Consider the following 19,617-nt stretch of genomic DNA (forward strand, 5'->3'; position numbering starts at 1 on the left):
TTCAACGAATTAAAGCAATCGTTTACTCATTGGCTGAACAATTCAAGTTAAGCAGCATGAGTTCACGCAGTGCAACAGAGAACTTAGCGAATTCGTGCACTGAACCGACTTTGAATTCGTTGAGGATGTTTTCCCAACGGTGCAACGAAATTTCGTTGGTCACAATCCAGTCATCTAGTGCTTTCATCACATCGAGATCTTCAGGTTCACAAGCACAGTTCAATACCTGACCTGTCAATTGACGTTGTTGCCAATCGAGATCTTCACGGAATGCAGCACGTGCAAGTGCTTGCCAATTATTATCGACCGCTTGGCCGTTAATCTGCTTCAAGAACCAATGCAACGACAAGCGATCACCAAGGTTGAAGTACAATTTCGCGGTCTTCTCAATCCCTTTTCCTGCTTCTCGAGACACGGTTGATATGTCAAGAGCTGAGTAGAGACTAGAAAGTCGAGCAACGTAATTCGCCAGTTCGGTACTAATTCCCTGTTCGATCCACGCTTGTGCCATATCGTTATGTTCTTCAACTTCCGATGGAACCAGCATCTGATCAAGATGTGTTTTGATAGTATCAACATCAGCTTGATAAAGCTCAATTAGGGCTTTAACTGACTGTTTACCCTTGCGGTTGCGCAATAACCAACGTGACAAACGACGTAGAGTACGACGCACATAAAAGATCATGCTGTATTGTGCTTGAGTTGTAGCCTCATTATCTAGCGCACGAACCTGTTCTAACACTTTACCTAGGCCAAATATTTCACGAGATGCGGCATATGCATTGCAAATATCGACCACGTTTGCCCCGGTCTCTTCTTGCAGACGCGTAACGAAGTTACATCCCATTTCGTTAACCATTTGGTTAGCAAGTGCTGTCGCAATGATTTCTGCTCTCAACGGATGGTTGTTCATCTGCTGAGAATAGTTACGGCGTAACTCTGTTGGGAAGTAGTTAGTTAACTGCTCAGCATGGAAATCGTCATTGGCAATGTCTTCATGAACTAACTGCTCTTTCAATACCATTTTAGCGTAAGCCACAAGCACTGACAGCTCAGGACGAGTAAGTGCCATCCCTTGTTTTTCACGTTCTAATAACGTTTCATCATCAGGAATATACTCTAAGGCACGATCAAGATAGCCCGCTTTCTCCATTGCATGAATAAAGCGAATTTGTTCTTTGACCAGTGACGTACCTTGCTGCTCAGTCACAGAGATTGACTCGGATTGGCAGTAGGCATCATCAAGAACGATTTCGCCCACTTCTTCTTCCATCGACTCAAGGATCTTGTTGCGCTGTTTAACGGTAAGATCACCGTTTGCAACCAAGCCATTTAAGAAGATCTTAATGTTTACTTCATTATCCGAACAGTCTACACCGCCAACATTGTCAACGAAGTCGGTATTAACACGGCCACCATTGAGAGCATATTCAATACGACCGAGCTGAGTCATACCTAAGTTGCCGCCTTCTCCGATCACTTTCGCTTTCAGATCACGACCATCGATACGCAATACATCGTTGGCACGGTCACCTACGTCGGTATGAGTTTCAGTTGACGCTTTAACATAAGTACCAATACCGCCGTTCCAAAGTAGATCAACCTTCATCGAAAGGATCATCTTAATCAGATCATTCGGTGCCACTGATGCTTTCTTAGTACGGAGCATTTTTTGGATTTCTGGCGTCAAGGCAATCGATTTTGCACGACGTGAGAAAATACCACCGCCCTGTGAGATAAGTTTTGGATTGTAATCTTCCCAACTTGAACGAGGCAGATTGAACAAACGGTTACGCTCTTCCCAACCAGACTTTGAATCAGGGTTTGGATCAATAAAGATGTGCATATGGTTAAATGCAGCTTGCAAGCGAATATGCTTAGAAAGCAACATACCATTACCAAATACATCACCCGCCATGTCACCCACGCCAATCGCAGTAAAGTCGGTGGTTTGACAGTTGATGCCCATTTCACGGAAATGACGCTTAACCGATTCCCAGCCACCTTTCGCCGTGATACCCATTGCCTTATGATCGTAACCGTTAGAGCCACCGGAGGCAAAAGCATCACCTAGCCAGAAGTTATATTCTGCTGAAACAGAGTTAGCTAAATCGGAGAAAGTTGCTGTCCCTTTATCAGCGGCAACCACCAAATACGGATCGTCTTCGTCATGACGTACCACACCGGTTGGGTGTACCACCTCACCTTCAATGATGTTGTCAGATACATCAAGTAGTGCGCGGATAAAACGTTTATAACAACGTTGACCTTCAGCAAAGATTTCATCGCGACCACTGAACGTATGTTGACGCTTACAGACAAAACCACCTTTAGCACCAACCGGAACTATGACCGTGTTTTTCACTTGTTGCGCTTTCACCAAGCCTAAAATCTCGGTGCGGAAATCTTCTTGGCGATCCGACCAACGCAAGCCACCGCGAGCCACTTTACCACCACGCAAGTGAACACCCTCGATGTCGGGGGCGTAAACGAATATTTCAAATGCTGGTACAGGTTGCGGAATATCAGGGATTTCACTTGGCTTCATTTTGAGTGCTAGCCAAGGTTTATGCTGCTTATTGTCGTCAACTTGATAGTAGTTGGTACGTAACGTAGCCGTGATCATTTCCATGTAGCGGCGAATAATTCGATCATCATCCAAGCTTTCAACATGATCTAGCTGCTCTGTCATCTTATTGATCAGATCGGTTTGACCTTTCTGACTACCCTTAGATTTTGGCTCAAAGCGCTTAGCAAATAATTCCACCAGCCCTTTGGCCAATTCTGGATAATGACTAAGGGTGTCTTCAATATATTGTTGACTGAATGGGAAACCGACTTGACGCATATAACGAGCATAAGCACGAAGAATAGAAATCTCGCGCCCCGTTAATGAAGCACCTAATACTAAGCGGTTAAAGCCATCACTCTCGAGTTCTCCCGCCCAAATGGCGGCAAATGCTTGTTGGAAACGATCACGAGCTTCACGAAGATCGACCGTTTTGTCGCTCTTATGCAGCATCGAGAAATCTAAAATCCAATAGACTTGACCATTCGCCTTACGCACTTCATATGGCGATTCACCAATAACGCGCAAACCGAGATTTTCTAGCATTGGCATCACATCGGATAGATGGATGGGCTCGTCACGGTGGTATAGCTTGAGTCTCACTGATTTAGAATCAGCGCCTAATTCTTGTGGACGGTAAAACAACATTCCCAGCTTGTTGTCATCATTGAGCTTCTCTAAGCGCTCAATGTCTGCCACTGCTGAACCAGGCAAAACGTCTTCTTTGTAGGAGCGAGGGAAAGCGCGCAAATACTCTTTCGATAGCGGTAGGCCTTTACTTTCACCAAAGTTTGCCACGATCGCTTCGGATAGACGATCATCCCAAGTTGAAGATGCTTCCATTAAGTTTTGCTCAATCGTTTTAACGTCAACGTCCATATTGTTATTATCAACACGAACAATGTAATGTGTGCGAGCCAACGGACTCTCAGAAAAGTAAGTGGTGAACTCCACTTCTTGCTTACAGCCAAAATACTGTTTAAGAATGCGCTGGGTGTGGCGTCGAAGCTCGGTGTTATAACGATCTTTCGTTACATAAACCATGCAGCTGAAGAAGCGCCCAAACGGATCTTTACGCACAAAGAGGCGCAATAGATCGCGGTCTTGCATCTGTACAACACCCATTCCCACTTCAAGTAACTCATCTTCTTTCGCTTGTAGAAGTTCGTCACGGGGGTAGTTTTCAAGAATATTGTGCAGTGCTTTGAAAGAGTACGAGCCTTCACGGTAACCGCTCGCGTTAAGAATTCGCTCTACTTTTTCACGAATAAGTGGAATATCCGCCACACTCTGGTTGTACACCGCTGAGGTATATAGGCCAGTAAAGCGATGTTCACCAATCACTTTGCCATTCTCATCGAATTTTTTAATGCCGATATAATCCGTGTACGCAGGTCTATGAATTCTTGATGGGCGATTGCCTTTAGTCACAATCAGCAAGAACGGTTTTTTCACTTCAAGACGCGCTGAGTCGGGAAAATCGTTAAGATTAACGGTACGCACTCGTTCTCGGTTGGCAAATAAGCCTAAGCCTTTATCAGGGGTTGGCCTTAGTTCGGTATCGCCATCAACGGTCACTAAGTCATACTCTTTGTAACCCATAAAGGTAAAGTTATGATCACCTAACCAACGTAGGAACTGGATAGATTCATCATAACGATCACGTTCGATCGCTATTTTGCCCTTTTGAGCTTCGACCACAGAAGTCACTTGCTCAAGTTTTTCGACCATCAATAACCAGTCTTGCACAACCAGTCCTGCGTCATTAAGAATACTTAACAACTCTTGCTTGAGTGACGTCATGGCTTCTTTGTCACTAAGGCGATCGACCTCAATGTGGAACAGAGACTGTAGTGCGCCCTCTCCAGCATTGATTGAAACAATCTCTCCCTTTCCAGTGCGAGCAATTTGCGTCGGTCCGTGGAGCATTAAGTGTGATGAAAGATCTAAACGGCTGAGAGCCATTTTTACTGAGTCGACTAGGAAGGGACAATCGGGTACCACAATCTCAACGATGGTATGAGTAGATTGCCAACCTTGGCGACTTACCGTCGGGTTAAAAACTCGTACAGAGAGTTCATCAGCTTTTTTCTCATTAATATGGTGCCATAGAGAAATAACGGCGCCATACAGATCTGATTCATTACGTTCGATAAGATCGTCTTGAGAAATGTTGCTAAAGAGATGTTGAGCAAGTTGGGTGACTAGGGGTTGATGAGCAAGCTCGAGTTTGTCTTGAATAAGCTTGTAAACTTTTTCAAGCAGAACCGGCATCAATGTTTCACGCGCGGTCATAATCACACTCCACAATTAGAATTGTATGTATTTTTGAGGGATGTTGTAAGCATAGTGCTTAACACGGGTAATGCCGCTTCATTGTAAAAGCTTTATTGATAAATAGTTAATTCTTTTGGGAGTGGTAAGAGGTGAAATGTTTGATATTGTGACTAAGGTTCTATTTAAACTTCTATAAAATCAGTTGCTCACAGAAGTTCCAACTTTATAAACTTATTTTTTTGGTCAGTTGTTAATCTGAAGCGCCCTTTTAGACCAATTTGACTAACAAAGGGCCTGAAACGAGATGCAGGCAATTGTAAGCGTAACCCACTGTCAGTTATAACTAAAATGTTGCTTGCGACACCATTGTAGTGTGACAAGAAAGTTTGATAAGAAATATTGAGAGTAAAATAATAATGGTTCATAAATTGGTTAAAAAAGTAACGTTATTGGCTTAGCCCCAAAATCACTGTATAAATAACCAGTAGCACTAAAAAGTGCTACTGTTTTACTGCGCTTGATTAGGATTCGAGTGCTTTATTCACTTTCTCAAATAGATCGTTAGCAAGATTATCCATTGCTCGTAACTCTTCTAATTGCTGCTTGATAAGTAGTTGACGCGTTTCATCATACTTACCAAACTTAAGTAATGGATCAATTAAACGCGACGCCACTTGTGGGTTGCTGCTGTTAAGTTGACGTAGAATTTCCCCAGCAAACTGATACCCTTCACCACTCTTGGCATGAAAGCGGACCGGGTTCATATTCAAAAACGACCCTATTAAGCTACGGGTACGGTTGGGGTTTTTCAGACTGAATGCCTCGTGACTCATGGTCTGCTTTATCACCTCAAGCGCATTTTCAGCTGGGTTAGCACCTTGTAGTGCAAACCATTTATCCATCACCAAGCCATCGTGCTTCCACTGGTTACTGTAGTCAGCCATCAATGACTCACGACAAGCCAACTGAGCACTATTGGCTGCGTTCATCGCGGCAATAGTGTCTGTCATGTTGTTGGCACTGTCATACTGAGCTTTAACTAAATGATTACCCTGCGCAGTATACGCAAGTAAGCCCAACGCACTATTACGTAGCGATCGTTGACCAATCGATGCGTGGTCAACCGTGTAATCGGCTTGTTTTAAGCTGTGGTATAGCGCGCTCAACTCATCCTCAAGTTCAGTCGCTAAAATCACTTTGAACGCTTTCAACACTTGAGCAATTGCATCAATATCTGCTTGTTTATACCATCCCATCACTTCATTGTGACTTGGCAAGGCCATCATTTCGGCAATAAATGCTGGCTCCAGCTGATCGGATAATAGTACACCACGGAAGGCATCAACCACTGCTGGCGGCAATGCAACGTCTCGTTGTGCTTGCACGTCTGCTACGCCATCACGAATGTATTTTGCCAACAGCATTTGTCCTGCATCCCAACGAGCAAATTCATTGCGTGCATGAACCATCAAGAAAATGAGCTCTTGGTCGCTGTAGTCATATTCAAGTTTTACTGGGGCCGAAAACTCGCGCAATAATGAAGGAATAGGCTGCTCGGTAACATTGTCAAACACAAAGCTTTGCTTGGCCTCGGTGACACTGAGTACATTATTGATTGGATTTCCGTTACATTGTAACTCAATCACTTCACCGTTATTCGTGTACAACTCAACGTCGAATGGAATATGTAGAGGTTGTTTGTCTGCCTGATCTTGTGTCGGTTCCGTAGATTGTTCAATCGTTAACGTGTAAGTTTTCGCCGCCTGATTGTACTCACTTGACACGCTAACCGTTGGTGTCCCCGATTGGCTGTACCATAAACGGAATTGTGTTAAATCAACACCTGACGCATCTTCCATCGCCGCGACAAAATCTTCGCATGTCGCTGCTGTCCCATCATGGCGCTCAAAGTACAATTTCATGCCTTTTTGGAAACCTTCTTCACCCAATAGAGTGTGCATCATACGAATGACTTCGCTGCCTTTCTCATACACGGTCAAAGTGTAGAAGTTGTTCATCTCTATCACTTTTTCTGGGCGGATCGGATGTGACATCGGGCTTGCATCCTCAGCAAATTGAGGACCACGAATAATACGTACATTATTAATACGGTTCACCGCACGAGAACCTAGATCCGAAGAAAACTCTTGATCGCGGAATACCGTTAGACCTTCTTTAAGACTTAGCTGAAACCAATCTCGACAAGTCACACGGTTGCCTGTCCAGTTATGGAAATACTCATGACCGATAACCGCTTCGATACCCAGGTAGTCGGTATCCGTTGCGGTTTTTTCATTGGCGAGAACAAATTTAGAGTTAAAGATATTGAGACCTTTATTTTCCATCGCGCCCATGTTGAAAAAGTCGACCGCAACAATCATGTAGATATCTAAGTCATACTCAAGGCCAAAACGTTCTTCATCCCATTTCATTGAGTTAATAAGTGACGTCATCGCATGTGGCGCGCGGTCTAAATTACCTTTATCAACGAATATTTCGAGATCAACGTTACGCCCAGATTGAGTTACAAATTTATCGCGCAAGACATCAAAATCACCAGCCACTAAAGCGAACAAATACGCAGGTTTCGGATGTGGATCTTGCCATTGAACCCAATGACGACCACCTTCAAGTTCACCTTGGGCAACACGATTACCATTACTTAGTAAGTAAGGGTATTGGCTCTTATCAGCAATAACTTTGGTTGTGAACTTCGCCAATACATCGGGGCGATCAAGATAATAAGTAATGCGGCGGAAACCTTCTGCTTCACACTGGGTACAGAAAGCGCCACCTGATTTGTACAACCCTTCTAATGCGGTATTGGCTTCGGGGTCAATGAGAGTCACGATTTTTAGCTCACATTCTTCAGGCAGTTGATTGATTTCTAAACCACCCTCGACTTGTTTAAAAGCACTCCAAGCTTCACCGTTAACATGAATACTTTTTAGCGTTAACGCTTCACCGTCAAGCTGGATGGTTGTTGATTCTTTTAGCTGTTTAACGCGGGAAACGGCACTAACCGTTGTTTGGTTATCGTAAAGATCAAAGGTCAAATCGATATCAGTGATGGTATGCGATGGAGACTGATAGTCTTTGCGGTATTTGGCTTGTGGAGTCTGAGCCATGTCTAAATCCTTCTGACTAATTAGAGATGAAAAGCGCACTGCTTGTGCAGTTTGAACTCGCGTCGTAAAGACGTCGAACCATTGCGTATTAGCTTACCTGTCTCGATACAAAAAAACGAGGTTCCGCTAAGAAATACCTCGTTTTTTGTCTACAGCTGGTGTCGAATTCAAACAATTTGTCTAGATTATCGTCAAAGTTCACGCTAATTGGTTATGACTTATCGTATACGGTTCAATACCGCATAGAGCGCGCCTTCCTCCATTTCTAACGTCAAGATATCTCGATTAAGAGTGTACTTAGTTTCGTGCTCACCATTTTCGTATAACAACACCAAATGTTCACCTTCGGTATAGTACACACCGCGATGAACAGCCTCATCGCCCTCATCATTACTGACTCGAAACATGAAGACAAAATCAGGCTGTAGGATCAAATCGAGCCGATTGACATCATTTGAGTCGATATCATCGCCTGCCAATTGAGCACTGGACCACATTCCTGCGAGTGCATTAGATAACGCTTTGGTGAAGGTGACACCGTTGAGATTAAGTAGATTATGATTGGCAGAATATTGATAGACCTGTGGCTCATCACTATTGAGACCAAGAATAATGGTATCATCATTGGCCGTATACAAACCTTCCCAATGATCGACGGAATAATCATGCTTTTGTATATCGATTTTAAAAGTGTAGTTGGAGTCAAGTGAGAGTTTAATCGCTAAAAACTTCTCTTGCGATTGTTCTGGCTGTGTATTGACCAAATACCAATCACCAAGTAAGAATGGCTGATCAAATTGGGTTAAATCGCTATTGTCGCGCGCCTGTTCCGCAAACACACCACTGGTGAACAAAAGTAAAAATAAGGCCATCAATCTCATAGCGCGCTCCATACTCTTTTTCTTAAGCTTAGGCGCCATGCCGATAACACGCTAAAAAAATTGATCTAAATCACATTAATTATTGGCAAAAAAAAAGCGGACTCATTGAGCCCACTTGATAACTGCATGATGTTACTAGGATTTCAGCATATCGACCATAATTGCGACCGATTCATCCAGATAAGCATCTGGTGCTTGATAATCTTTAGGAACATCATCGAGCGTTTTAAATAGAGCTTCGCCCATCGCTTTTTGACGCTGATTAATTCGCGCTAAGCGTTGAATATCCGCCTGCTCACTTTCAGCCTTGCGTGTCTTCTCATTCAAAGACAATGCATTGTCGTCTTTCTCTGCTTTGTATTTGGCAATATCTTCAGCAATAAAACCAAATTCGAGATCTTGAGCAATACGGGCTTGGTGAGCCGTTGTTAATTGTTCAACTTGAACAGGGTTACGTTGTAACACTTGATATTCAGCCGGTTCAATACTATCCCAAGGCAGCGCATTATCTTCGACACTTTCACCAGTCTCACTCGGCTCAACTGCGGTTGGGAAGGCAATATCGGGTGCCACACCACGATTTTGCGTACTACCACCATCGATACGATAGAACTTTTGGATTGTGTACTGCACGTAGCCAAGTTCTTTATCAAATAAATCATAGATATGATTAAGTGAACGGTGCTGCTGCACTGTCCCCTTACCGAACGAGTTTTCACCAACAATCAATGCACGACCGTAATCTTGCATTGCCGCAGCAAAGATCTCAGAGGCCGAGGCACTGTAACGGTTAACCAGCACGGTCATTGGCCCGTCGTAACTGATTTCACCATCAGTATCACTATTGACATTGACACGACCATAGCTATCACGCACTTGAACAACAGGGCCACTGGTAATGAACAAGCCCGAAAGCGCTGTGGCTTCAGTTAAAGCACCACCGCCATTATTACGTAGATCAACAATAATACCGTCAACGCCTTGCTCTTTTAGCTCAGAGATAAGCTTGTTAGTATCTTTTGCCAGTCCTACATAAAAGCTTGGAACTTCAAGTACACCGATTTTTTTGCCATCTTTTTCGATAACTTCTGATTTCACCGCCCGATCTTCCAAACGGATCTTATCGCGAACAATGGTGATCACTTCGGGTTTGGCGTCTTTACCTTCTGGCAAAATCTGCAGATAAACTTTGGTGCCTTTTGGACCTTTGATTAGCTGTACCACATCATCAAGACGCCAGCCAATCACATCTACAATAGCTTCACCATCTTGCCCGACACCAATAATGCGGTCACCTTCAGCCAATTGCTTACTGCTTGAAGCCGGGCCACCAGCAACAAGTGAACGGATAACAGTGTAATCGTCGGTCATTTGTAGCACCGCACCAATCCCTTCGAGCGACAAATTCATCTCGGTTTGGAATTGATCGGCGCTGCGAGGTGAAAGGTAACTGGTGTGGGGATCCACTTCTCGCGCAAACGCGTTCATGTAAAGTTGGAAAACATCTTCACTATGAGTTTGGCTAAGACGCTTAAGCGCGTTGTTATAACGCTTACCGAGCATCTCTTTTATCTCATCCCACTCTTTACCCGTCAGTTTAAGGTTGAGCGCATCGTATTTAACTCGCTTACGCCACAGTTCATCTAACTCAGCGGTATCTTTTGGCCAAGCCGCTTCACTTCGATCTAACTCAATGAACTCATCTGTGTCGAAGGTCATCTCTTTGTCGAGAAGTCGAAGGGCATATTGGAAGCGCTCATAACGACGTTTCATCGAAAGATTATAAACATCAAACGCAATCTGATTGTCACCGGATTTCAACTGGTCATCAATCAATGTAGACCATTTATTTAATGTGGCGATGTCTGCTTGAGTAAAAATATTGCGATTGTAATCAAGCATTTCGATATAACGTTCGAAAATGGCTTGAGAGAACTGGTCGTTAAGTGAGAAGTGTTTGTAGTGGGATCGAGTAAAGCGCGATGTGACACGTTTGCTTGCGGTCTCATGCTGAGCTTCTGAAGAGAGAACGGGTAAGTCCTCTAAGCTGATGTTTGCCTCTAACGCGTTAGCGGTAGACGCTGCTAGCCAGAGGCTAGCAGCAATCAGCGACAATTTTGAACGGCATTTCATGCGTAGGAGTATCTCCTTTAAGCGCGCAAGTGCTCCGCTTTCACAACCATTTGTAGGCCGTTAGACAGTTGAACACGCACATCTTCCTTATTGATTTCAACGATAGTCGCAGCCATATTTCCTTTGCCCATATTAACGTTTACTTGATTGCCGACTGTCATATCGTCAGCAGTCAGAGCACGAGTTTCTACTGGCTTATTGGCTTTTTGTACTTTGTTTTGTTGCGAGCGACGGCCTTGAGGCTTGTTCGCCGCTGGCTTAGCTTTCGCTTTGCCTTCTTCACGGGCTTTTTGTGCTTGCTCTTTACGACGAGCTTGTACTTTCGCTTTGCTCTCAGCTAGTGCTGCTTTCGCATGTTCAACATGCTCTTCGTCAAGCTCACCTGCTGGGTTGCCGTCTAAATCTACACGAACTGCACCAGGCTTAACTCCGTGAAGGTAGCGCCATGATGAAGTGTACTGTCTTAACGCTGCACGAAGTTGAGTTTTGCTAACTTTCGGGTCGTCAGATAGACGCTCCGCAAGATCTTGAAAAATACCAATTTTAAGTGGTTTTGCTTCACCTTCTAAAGTAAAGCACTTAGGGAAACATTCAGCAACGTACGCGATAACTTCTTTGCTGTTTTTTAACTTTTCAGTGTTTTCCATGAGGATTCCTGGTTATTGCGGCTTGTCCGCGAGCATTTAGTACAAATATTTGAGGTATTATAGTGACCTGCAAGCGAAAAACCACACTCAATAATCAATTTATGCCTTGATAGCGTGTGAATTAAGCAGCTTTTCTACTTCACCCATCAAAAATACCAGCCCTTGCTGATCAATTTCATTAAATCGACCCACATTTGGACTATCAATATCGAGTACGCCCACCACTTGACCATTAATAGAGAACGGAATCACGATCTCGGCGTTGCTTTCCGCGTCACAGGCAATGTGCCCATCAAACTGATGTACATCTTCAACTCTTTGCACGGTATTGGTCGCCGCAGCGGTACCACAAACACCGCGACCAAGTGGAATTCTCACACACGCGGGTTTGCCTTGAAACGGTCCTAAAACTAGCTCATCCCCTTGCATTAAGTAAAAACCTACCCAGTTGAGTTGTTCAAGTTCCATATTCAATACAGAACTTATATTGGCTAAATTCGCAATAAGATCAGGTTCAGACTCAATTAACGCGATGACTTGCTTGGTTAAGCGTTGATAATGTTCTATTTTCATACTACTTCCATTTGAAACTGGAGACTTCTATCATGAATCTACGTACAATACGTACAAAGAATAAATAGTAAGCATTCTCATTATAATGACTGACAATCCCAACACTATTAGCCGTTCTTGGTTGATAACTCAAGTAAAAAAGCATAAATCTAAGCTGATCTTTGCCAATATAATCGCTTTGATTGCAACCTTGATCAGCGTGCCAATCCCGCTATTAATGCCTTTGATGGTTGATGAGGTACTTCTCAATCAACCAGGACAAGGGCTTGCAGCAATGAACCTCCTTTTGCCTGACTCAATGCAAACACCGACTGGTTATATTTTTTTAACGTTGATGTTGGTTGTCTTAATGCGCAGTGTAAGCCAAGCACTCAACATTTTGCAAAGTCGTCAATTTACTCTTGTCTCCAAAACCATCACTTACCAGATGCGCAGTCAAATGATTGATAAGTTGGGGCGAATCAGTATCCGTCAGTATGAAACGCGCGGCAGTGGTGGCGTGAACGCCCATCTGGTTACCGATATTGAAACGATCGACCAGTTTATAGGCTCGACGTTGAGTAAATTCTTGATAAGTTTGCTCACCGTTTTGGGCACTGCTGGAGTGCTATTGTGGCTTGACTGGCGCTTGGGTTTATTTATTTTATTGGTTAACCCCATCGTCATTTACTTTTCTCGAAAACTTGGCAGTAAAGTAAAACATCTTAAAAAGCGTGAAAATCAATCTTTTGAACAGTTCCAAAATCGTTTGGTTGAAACCTTAGATGGCATCTATCAACTTCGCGCTGCCAACCGTGAACGAGAGTTTCTTCGTGAACTGAAGCAGCAAGCCAATCAAATACGAATTGATGCAGATAAATACGCCTGGCAATCAGAAGCGGCTGGACGCATCTCCTTCTTACTGTTTTTACTCGGCTTTGAACTGTTTCGCGCGGTCGCAATGTTAATGGTGCTGTTTAGCGACCTCACCATCGGTCAAATATTCGCCGTGTTCGGTTATCTGTGGTTTATGCTCTCTCCGGTTCAAGAGTTACTGGGGGTTCAATTCTCTTGGTATAGTGCTAAAGCCGCTTTAAAACGGATCAATGCCCTACTTGACTTAGAAGAGGAAGCTCGACCTGTCAGTAAGGTTAATCCGTTTAATGATGATCGCGAAGTCGAAGTCGTGGTTGATAAGGTCAATTTCTCGTATAACGCCGAAGCGCACGTACTACGTGATCTCTCTCTAACTATCCCAGCAGGAAAAAAAGTGGCTCTGGTTGGTGCTAGTGGTGGGGGGAAATCAACCTTGATTCAACTGCTTATTGGTGTGTATCAAGCGGATTCCGGTACTATCCGCTTTAATGGTGAGAAATGCGAAGATATCAGTTTTGAGATTATTCGTGAGCAAATAGCTGTGGTATTACAACAGCCTATACTCTTTAATGATACTTTAAGGCATAATCTGACCTTGGGCGCTGAGTTTGATGACTTACAACTGTGGCGTGCACTCGAAATTGCCCAAATGCAAGACGTCATCAAACAACTCAGTGACGGCTTAGAGACACAAATTGGCCGCAGTGGCATTCGTTTATCTGGTGGACAACGACAACGTTTAGCGATTGCTCGAATGATATTGAGTAACCCAAAATTTGTTATTCTTGACGAAGCAACTTCCGCACTTGATACCGCAACAGAAGCGGCATTACACAAAGCGTTGACAGACTTCTTACAAGGACGAACCACGTTAATAGTCGCCCATCGACTGTCAGCGGTGAAACAAGCCGATCTGATTTATGTACTTGAAGATGGTCAAGTCACACAAACAGGTACGCATGGAGAGTTGGTTGAACAACAAGGCTTATATCAAACCTTATATGGCAGTGTGCAATCACACCATTAGTCATATTTTTTCAACAAGTAATGGAGAGTTGCAATGAGCAACTCTTCTGCTTCACACGCCCATCCATCGAGGCTCACATCGGTGCGACTTTGTCACGGTTGCGAACTTCCGGTTGATTTAGTCTCCGTAGAGCGCGGAAAAAGTGCTTTCTGTCCTCGATGCAATACCTTGCTCTATCGAGGTGGAACACCGTCACTCTCGGGTAACTTGGCATTGGCGATTACCTGTTTAGTATTATTTATCCCTTCGCACTTTTTCGACTTTATCAGTATTCGTCTTTTTGGCGTGATGATACCGGCCACCCTTCCATCCGGGATATTTACTCTGGTCGATGAAGGGTTTGTACTCTTAGCCATGTTGATTTTTTTCTGCAGTTCAATTGCGCCATTGCTGCTTTGCAGTGCGGTTGTCGCCGCCCACTTTGCACTAAGCACTCATTCATTTCGCATCCTGAAATTATCACTATTGCTAATACAGCGATTAAAACCTTGGGTTATGATCGATGTCTTTTTAGTTAGCATTGCAATCTCGTGTTTTAAGCTGCAAGACTACTCTGACATTTTTGTTGGCCCCGGATTGATTGGTCTCGTTCTACTGCAACTGACAACAGTACTACTGCTGACACGTGTCAATGTTAGACGTTATTGGGAAGTTTTCGAGCCGGAAGACACTTATCCAATCAATGTTAAAACGCTACACTGTCACCATTGTCATCTGTCACAACCTGATGGTGAGCACTGCTTGCGCTGCCAAAACCCAATTCATCATAGAAAGCCACGTTCAATTCAAAAAACTTGGGCTTATTTGATTGCCGCCAGTATTGCTATTTTTCCAGCTAACTTGATCCCGATATCGATTCTGCTGACTAATGGCAAACGACTTGAAGACACGATTTTTTCAGGCGTGGCATCGCTAATCAACAGCGACATGACGGGGATCGCGATTATCATTTTTGTCGCCAGTATCGTTGTGCCTGTGGCGAAAATCCTAGGGTTGTCTTACCTGCTCCTCGCAATTCAATTCAAGCGTAAGATCTATCATAAACACCGCATGCTAATTTACTTTGTGGTCAAATGGATTGGTCGCTGGTCGATGATGGATCTTTTTGTTATTTCAATCATGATGACCTTAGTCGATCGCGGTCAAATACTCGACTTTACCCCCGGCTATGGTGCTGTCGCATTTGGTATTGTCGTAGTATTGACGATGCTCGCAGCCGAAAGCATGGACCCGAGACTAATTTGGGATAACTACCCTGATGCAATTAAAAAGAAAGAGCCTATAAATGAGTAACCCCTCTCCGACGCAAAACTCATACTCACCTAAAGTGAAACGCAATAAAGGTGTCTCGCCATTGTGGCTGCTGCCAATTTTAACGATGGTGCTCGCTGGTTGGTTGGTCTTTAGCGCAATCCAAGACGCAGGGCAACGGGTACAGATTTACTTCTCCGATGCACAAGGTTTGATTGCTGGACGCACCACCATTCGCTACCAAGGGCTCGAAGTCGGTATGGTTAAAGACATAAACCTAGCCGAAGATCTGCAAAGTATTTATGTTGATGCTGATATTTACCCTGAAGCTACCAAGTTGCTGACCAAAGGCGCACGTTTCTGGATGGTTAAGCCCACTGCCAGTCTTTCGGGTATTTCTGGATTAGATGCATTGGTGTCGGGCAACTATATTGCGATTTCTCCGGCGACTGCATCGTCTGAACCCGAAACAAAATTCACTGCACTCGAACGCGCCCCTTCTGATCTGCTAAACAAAGAAGGCCTTAGTATTTCGCTTAAGTCACGCGATCTAGGAGGCATTTCCGTTGGCTCACAAATTGTCTATCGTAAAATCCCGGTAGGTGAAGTCTACAGCTATCAACTCGATGCTGATGACAAAAGCGTCATTATTAATGCGAGCATTGACGAAGAGTACCGCCACATCATCACGGATGATAGCCGTTTTTGGAATGTGAGTGGTATTGGTGCCAATATCGGCTTTGCTGGCGTCGACGTGCGTTTAGAGAGCTTGAGTGCTTTGATTGGCGGTTCAATTGCGGTCGACTCCCCTGACGGTGGTGAGCCAGTGGCCGAAAATACCCAATTCAAACTCTACCCCGACATCCAAACCGCGGGGCGAGGAATCGCGATAAAAATCACCTTACCGGACGATAATAACGTCAGCGCCGCTGGAGCACCTATTGTTTATCGTGGTATAGAAATTGGCCAAATTACCGATCTCGAACTTAGCCAAGGCCGTGAACGTATTCTTGCCTCTGCTGCGATTCAGCCCGCTTTCAGTGACATGCTAACCACAGGCAGTCAGTTTATCTTGCAAGAGGCTAAAGTCTCTCTGTCTGGTATTGAGAACCTAAGTAATCTTTTCAAAGGCAATTACCTGACCATTGCTCCCGGTGACGGCGACCGCTCACGCCACTTCACCGCGGTCAGGCAAGATGAGTATAAACGCGAACAAGCGCAAACCGTGGCACTACGTTTAACCGCAGATAACTCTTACGGTCTCGAGAAAGGGGCGAGCATTTTATATCGTGGTATTAGTGTGGGATCGATAACTGCGGTTGCACTTGTCAAAGATAGCGTACAATTTGATGCGCTGGTTGATAGTGATTATGCCCACTTAATTAAGTCACTCAACCGTTTCTATGTAACGGGAAGTGCCAGTGCAGAACTGACAGAGTCGGGACTCAACATCAATGTCCCACCCGCGAAGCAACTGTTAACTGGATCGATCAGTTTTGTCAGTGAAGGTCAAAGTAAACCACGCGTCACCTATCAACTTTACCCAAGTAAGTCTCTCGCTGAACTGGCCAAATACAATATGTCGGGGTCGACTAAACTTACCCTGTTTTCCTCAGAGCTTCCGCCGATCAGTAAAGGCAGTCCACTGTTATATCGCAACTTACAAGTTGGAAGTATTGCGGACTTCTACCTCGTTGATGGCGGTGTCATTATCATGGCGAGCATTGAAAATCAGTATAGTCATCTTGTAACTGAACAGACGGTATTTTGGAATCGTTCCGGTGTAGAGATTGATGCCAGTCTTGCCGGTGTGAATATTAAGGCCGCCCCGCTGACCTCCTTAATTAAAGGCGGAATCGCGTTTGATTCGTTGCCAGGTGTCGACAACAAGCAAAACGAAAAGTGGTTACTGTACAAAGACTTTAAAACCGCACGCAAATTTGGCCAGGTGATCACCCTCTACTTTGATGGAGAGAACTCGCTCTCCGAAGGCGCGGACATTCTTTATAATGGTGTCAAAGTAGGCGAAGTCACGCTGGTTATCCCTGACTTTAAGCGCAGTCGTATTGAGGTTAAAGCGCGTATACTGCCAGAATATACACAACAGATTGCGGTAGAGGGTTCTTTCTTCTGGCTTCCTCAAGCCGAAGTAGGCTTAAGCGGCGTTAAGAATGTACGACATTTGCTTTCTCAAGCAATCAACGTGATCCCAGGTCATGGCCAAGCGCGTCAAAGCTTCGTCTTAAATGAGAGCCCAAAGGTTGCCCATGGTGTTCAATTCACGTTGCAAAGTGAATCGCGCGGCTCTATTACACAAAATACCCCAGTGTTATATCGCGAAATGGAAGTCGGACAAGTCACTCATGTTGAGCTTGGTGAGTTTGCTGACCGCATCGTTTCAACCATAATGATTAAGCCAGAATACGCCTATTTAGTTCGACGTAATACGGTGTTTTGGAATACATCTGGTGTCGATATTTCTATTGGCCTTTCAGGTGCCAATATCAAAGCAGGCACGCTCGGTAGTATTGTACGTGGCGGCATCACGTTTGCGACACCAGAACAGAAACAGCTCGAAGCGATTGCCCCGCCAGGTATGTCTTTCTATCTCAATGAGCAAGCAGAAGAGAGTTGGAAACAATGGCGAACCGCCATACCGAAACCTTAAGCAAGTGAAAAACGCAGCAAAAAAGCTGCGTTTTTTTGTTTGACCATAGTATTTCTTGTTGAACCTTAGCTATAATCGCCACCTTTCACGCTAGCAGAGACACCGCCGTGCATCATAACGTTTTTCTACCCGAAGCCTTTCTGAAAGAGATGGCAGAGATCCTCCCAAAGCATCTTAATATGGATGACTTTATCGCCGCCTGTCAGCGCCCTTTGCGTAAGAGTATTCGAGTTAATACTCTAAAAATATCGGTCGAAACGTTTATGCAGCGTGCCCAAGATAAAGGCTGGGAACTAGAAGCTGTTCCTTGGTGTAAAGAAGGTTTCTGGATTGAGGCAGATGAATCACAAGTTCCGCTTGGTAATACCTCAGAGCATATGTCAGGGCTATTTTATATCCAGGAAGCCAGTTCGATGATACCAGTGTCGGCTCTGTTTACCGATGAAGATCGAGTCGCTGCAAGCGTGCTTGATATGGCGGCTGCCCCTGGTTCAAAAACCACCCAGATTGCAGCAAAAATGGCCAACAACGGCGTATTGGTTGCGAACGAATTTTCCGCCAGTCGCGTCAAAGTACTTCATGCTAATATTGAGCGCTGTGGCGTACGCAATACGGCGTTGAGTAATTTTGATGGGCGCGTCTTCGGCGGATGGCTACCAGAGCAGTTTGACGCAGTACTAATAGACGCCCCCTGCTCTGGCGAAGGTACAGTCCGTAAAGATGCCGATGCGATGAAAAACTGGGATAAAGCATCCGTTATTGACATCGCCGAAACGCAAAAAGACTTGATTGAAAGTGCATTCCACGCCTTAAAACCGGGTGGCATTATGGTTTACTCAACCTGCACTCTAAGCATCGAAGAGAACCAACAAGTTTGCCATCATCTCAAACAGACATTTACCGATCAGGTTGAGTTTGAAAGTTTAGCTGACTTATTCCCAGCCGCAAAAGAGGCGCTTACTGAAGAAGGATTTCTTCATATTTTCCCTCAAGTGTATGACTGTGAGGGTTTCTTCGTTGCTCGCATTCGAAAAACAGCGTCCGTTGACGCACCGAAAGTTAAAAAGCGACTGGGTAAATTTCCGTTTGAAAAAGCGAGTGCCAAAATTCAGCAAGAGATCACTGAGCAACTAAAACGCACTCTTGATATTGACCTACCAGAACAAGCCTGTGTTTGGCTACGCGATAAAGATGTGTGGTTATTCCCATCCGCTTTAGAGCCTATGCTTGGTGAACTGCGTTTCTCACGGATGGGCATCAAAATCGCTGAAACACACAAAAAAGGTTACCGCTGGCAGCACCAAGTCGCAACGGCATTAGCGACCGGCAAAGAACAAATGTGCGTAGCACTTTGTGTCGAAGATGCACGTGAATGGTATATGGGACGAGATGTCCGACCTGAGGGAATATCAGGACAAGGTGAAGTACTAGTCACCTACGATAACGATGTGATTGGATTGGGAAAATGGGTTGGCAATCGAATTAAAAATGGTTTACCGCGAGAGCTCGTGCGCGATAAAAACCTATTTTAATCGGTCATGCTAAGGCATGAATTACACGTCGAAGCGCGCATAACCAGTAGAATGAACTACAATTAAGCATGTAAAC

General features: G+C 44.5%; 11 protein-coding genes. 4 read left to right on the top strand and 7 right to left on the bottom strand.

Annotation, left to right across the window (positions count from 1 at the left end; translation table 11 throughout):
* Positions 1 to 22 precede the first annotated feature (22 nt).
* The 7 genes from BS19_RS09040 to BS19_RS09065 all read right to left on the bottom strand — a co-directional run bounded on the left by BS19_RS09040 (position 23) and on the right by BS19_RS09065 (position 12,208).
* A complete protein-coding gene (locus BS19_RS09040; protein ID WP_038174765.1) occupies positions 23 to 4,864 on the bottom strand; it encodes an NAD-glutamate dehydrogenase in 4,842 nt (1,613 codons plus the stop codon).
* Positions 4,865 to 5,052: 188 nt separating this feature from the next.
* Positions 5,053 to 5,271: a DUF2835 domain-containing protein gene (locus BS19_RS19785; RefSeq protein ID WP_084185955.1), complete on the bottom strand. Its 219-nt coding sequence runs from the start codon at positions 5,269 to 5,271 to the stop codon at positions 5,053 to 5,055.
* Between the two features lie 96 nt (positions 5,272 to 5,367).
* On the bottom strand, positions 5,368 to 7,974 hold the full coding sequence (gene pepN / locus BS19_RS09045) for an aminopeptidase N (protein WP_038174767.1): 2,607 nt from the start codon (positions 7,972 to 7,974) through the stop codon (positions 5,368 to 5,370).
* Between the two features lie 218 nt (positions 7,975 to 8,192).
* The gene (locus BS19_RS09050) at positions 8,193 to 8,846 is read right to left on the bottom strand and encodes a hypothetical protein (protein ID WP_391090280.1); all 654 of its coding nucleotides are present in this window, start codon (positions 8,844 to 8,846) and stop codon (positions 8,193 to 8,195) included.
* 144 nt (positions 8,847 to 8,990) lie between these two features.
* Positions 8,991 to 10,988, bottom strand: a complete 1,998-nt coding sequence (gene prc, locus BS19_RS09055) for a carboxy terminal-processing peptidase (protein ID WP_038174771.1) — start codon at positions 10,986 to 10,988, stop codon at positions 8,991 to 8,993.
* Positions 10,989 to 11,005: 17 nt separating this feature from the next.
* Complete coding sequence (gene proQ, locus BS19_RS09060; protein WP_038174772.1) at positions 11,006 to 11,635, bottom strand: RNA chaperone ProQ; 630 nt, start codon at positions 11,633 to 11,635, stop codon at positions 11,006 to 11,008.
* A 99-nt stretch (positions 11,636 to 11,734) separates the two neighbouring features.
* Complete coding sequence (locus BS19_RS09065) at positions 11,735 to 12,208, bottom strand: GAF domain-containing protein (RefSeq protein WP_038174773.1); 474 nt, start codon at positions 12,206 to 12,208, stop codon at positions 11,735 to 11,737.
* An 85-nt stretch (positions 12,209 to 12,293) separates the two neighbouring features.
* On the opposite strand from BS19_RS09065, the gene BS19_RS09070 reads away from it, so the two are divergent.
* The 4 genes from BS19_RS09070 (at position 12,294) to rsmF (ending at position 19,541) form a co-directional block, all read left to right on the top strand.
* A complete protein-coding gene (locus tag BS19_RS09070) occupies positions 12,294 to 14,090 on the top strand; it encodes an ABC transporter ATP-binding protein (RefSeq protein WP_038174774.1) in 1,797 nt (598 codons plus the stop codon).
* A 33-nt stretch (positions 14,091 to 14,123) separates the two neighbouring features.
* The gene (locus BS19_RS09075) at positions 14,124 to 15,383 is read left to right on the top strand and encodes a paraquat-inducible protein A (protein ID WP_038174775.1); all 1,260 of its coding nucleotides are present in this window, start codon (positions 14,124 to 14,126) and stop codon (positions 15,381 to 15,383) included.
* Positions 15,376 to 18,009, top strand: coding sequence for a PqiB family protein (locus BS19_RS09080; protein ID WP_038174777.1), 2,634 nt, complete (start codon positions 15,376 to 15,378; stop codon positions 18,007 to 18,009). Before BS19_RS09075 ends, BS19_RS09080 begins: the two co-directional genes overlap by 8 nt.
* Positions 18,010 to 18,116: 107 nt before the next feature.
* A complete protein-coding gene (gene rsmF / locus BS19_RS09085; protein ID WP_038174779.1) occupies positions 18,117 to 19,541 on the top strand; it encodes a 16S rRNA (cytosine(1407)-C(5))-methyltransferase RsmF in 1,425 nt (474 codons plus the stop codon).
* Positions 19,542 to 19,617 lie beyond the last annotated feature (76 nt).

This window comes from Vibrio pacinii DSM 19139, from assembly GCF_000711795.1.
Classification (GTDB): domain Bacteria; phylum Pseudomonadota; class Gammaproteobacteria; order Enterobacterales; family Vibrionaceae; genus Vibrio; species Vibrio pacinii.

Bases quoted from the DNA above. Each gene is read 5' to 3' on its own strand.
- BS19_RS09040 (WP_038174765.1), bottom strand. From the start codon at position 4,864: ATGACCGCGCGTGAAACATTGATGCCGGTTCTGCTTGAAAAAGTTTAC.
- BS19_RS19785 (WP_084185955.1), bottom strand. From the start codon at position 5,271: ATGAACCATTATTATTTTACTCTCAATATTTCTTATCAAACTTTCTTG.
- pepN (WP_038174767.1), bottom strand. From the start codon at position 7,974: ATGGCTCAGACTCCACAAGCCAAATACCGCAAAGACTATCAGTCTCCA.
- BS19_RS09050 (WP_391090280.1), bottom strand. From the start codon at position 8,846: ATGGCCTTATTTTTACTTTTGTTCACCAGTGGTGTGTTTGCGGAACAG.
- prc (WP_038174771.1), bottom strand. From the start codon at position 10,988: ATGAAATGCCGTTCAAAATTGTCGCTGATTGCTGCTAGCCTCTGGCTA.
- proQ (WP_038174772.1), bottom strand. From the start codon at position 11,635: ATGGAAAACACTGAAAAGTTAAAAAACAGCAAAGAAGTTATCGCGTAC.
- BS19_RS09065 (WP_038174773.1), bottom strand. From the start codon at position 12,208: ATGAAAATAGAACATTATCAACGCTTAACCAAGCAAGTCATCGCGTTA.
- BS19_RS09070 (WP_038174774.1), top strand. From the start codon at position 12,294: ATGACTGACAATCCCAACACTATTAGCCGTTCTTGGTTGATAACTCAA.
- BS19_RS09075 (WP_038174775.1), top strand. From the start codon at position 14,124: ATGAGCAACTCTTCTGCTTCACACGCCCATCCATCGAGGCTCACATCG.
- BS19_RS09080 (WP_038174777.1), top strand. From the start codon at position 15,376: ATGAGTAACCCCTCTCCGACGCAAAACTCATACTCACCTAAAGTGAAA.